Below are 2,018 nucleotides of genomic sequence, written 5' to 3'. Positions count from 1 at the left end.
GCTACATATACGGGTGTTTTTGATACAATCCGTGAGTTATTCAGTGTGACAAACGAGGCAAAGGTACGAGGATATAAGGCAGGACGTTTCAGCTTTAATGTCAAGGGCGGACGCTGCGAGGCATGCAAGGGCGACGGTATTATAAAGATTGAAATGCATTTTCTGCCGGACGTCTATGTGCCCTGTGAGGTGTGTAAAGGCGCCAGGTACAACAGAGAAACTCTTGAGGTTAAATACAAGGGAAAAACCATCTCTGATGTGCTGAATATGACTATTGATGAAGCAGTCGAATTCTTTGAAAATGTACCGAGGATTTCTCGTCGGCTGAAGGTCATTCAGGATGTGGGACTTGGATATATCAGGCTTGGACAGCCTGCAACGACTCTGTCCGGCGGTGAGGCGCAGCGTGTCAAGCTGGCGGCGGAGCTTTCGCGACGTTCTACGGGCAAAACTCTGTATATTCTTGATGAACCTACAACAGGTCTGCATACGGCGGATATAGCAAAGCTGCTTACCATACTGCAGCGTCTGGTTGAAGGCGGAGATACGGTAGTGGTTATCGAGCATAATCTGGATGTTATAAAGACTGCGGATTATATTATCGACCTGGGGCCTGAGGGCGGAGACAAGGGCGGCACTGTAGTTGCTGCAGGGACTCCCGAGGAAATAGTGAGGGTTAAGAAATCCTATACAGGCAAGTATCTTAAAACTGTACTTATGGAGAAGAAAAGTAAGAAGGCAGCTAAATGACGGAGATTGTTGAAGAAAAACTGAAGCTGCTCCCTGATTCTCCCGGTGTATATATCATGAAAAATGATGCCGGGAAGGTCATATACGTGGGCAAGGCAGTCGTGCTGAAAAATCGTGTGCGACAGTATTTTCAAAGCAGCAAGGGCCATACTCCGAAGGTGCGGGCTATGGTTGCCAAGATTGCTGATTTTGAAACGATTTTGACCGGCTCCGAGATGGAAGCGCTGATTCTGGAATGCAATTTAATAAAGAAATACCGTCCGAGGTACAATATCAGCCTGAAGGACGATAAAACATATCCTTATGTGAAGGTAACTCTTGGGGAGAGGTTTCCGAGGGTTATGATTACCCGAAGAATCCTGAAGGACGGAGCAAGGTATTTCGGTCCATATACGCAGGTCGGAGCAGTGCATGAGAGTCTGAAGCTGCTCAGACGGCTTTTTCCTATGCGCACATGCAAGCACATGGATGTTGACAGGCCGTGCCTTGAGTATCACATAAAGCGCTGTGTTGCTCCGTGCACAGGAGAGGTAGACCCTGCCGAATACAAAAAAATGGTGGATGAGGTCTGTCTGTTTCTTGAGGGGCGGACGGAGATAGTTGAAAAGCATCTTGAGGCACAGATGCTTGAGGCTGCGGATAATCTGCAGTTTGAGCAGGCAGCTCGTCTCCGCGACCAGCTGCAGGCCGTAAAAATAGTAGCTGAAAAGCAGCGTATAGTTACAGGCTCGGGAGATCAGGACGCGATTGGTCTTTCAAGATCCGAAATCGGTGTCTGCGTGCAGATTTTCTTTATCCGAAACGGAAAGATGATAGGACGTGAGCACTTTATGCTTACGGGAAGTGAAGAAGAAAGCAATGCGGATTTGCTCAGTGCTTTTTTGAAGCAGTATTATCACCGTGCAGCGTTCATCCCCCATGAGGTACTGCTGCCTATGGAGGTTCCTGAGCAGGAGGTCATAGGGGAATGGCTGGCGGATAAAAAGGGTTCGAAGGTCTATATGGAGGTTCCGCAGAGGGGAACTAAGCATGATATAGTTCTTATGGCTGAAAACAATGCCGCAAAATATTTGTCAGATGAGGCGGCAAGGATTAAGACCTCGAATGAACAAACAGAGGGTGCGGTCAGAGAGCTTGGCGGGTATCTTGGACTGAGCAGCCTGCCATGGCGTATGGAGTGCTTTGATATATCTCATATTCAGGGCTCCGAAACTGTTGCGTCTATGGTTGTTTTCGAGGGAGGTATTCCGAATAAATCGGCGTACATG

Annotated in this window: 2 protein-coding genes; both read left to right on the top strand. The window is 48.0% G+C overall.

All coding sequences use genetic code 11. From position 1 onward, the window contains the following. Positions 1 to 750: ATP-binding cassette domain-containing protein (locus ACY69O_RS02800; RefSeq protein ID WP_462331948.1), on the top strand; the 750-nt coding region annotated here is incomplete at its 5' end. After that, a partial coding sequence (gene uvrC / locus ACY69O_RS02795; RefSeq protein WP_462331947.1) for an excinuclease ABC subunit UvrC occupies positions 747 to 2,018 on the top strand: 1,272 nt, incomplete at its 3' end. The genes ACY69O_RS02800 and uvrC, both read left to right, overlap by 4 nt.

This window comes from Schwartzia sp. (in: firmicutes) (assembly GCF_978017985.1).
Note: the sequence above shows the minus strand (reverse complement) of the source record. Positions and strands in the feature narration are given on the sequence as shown.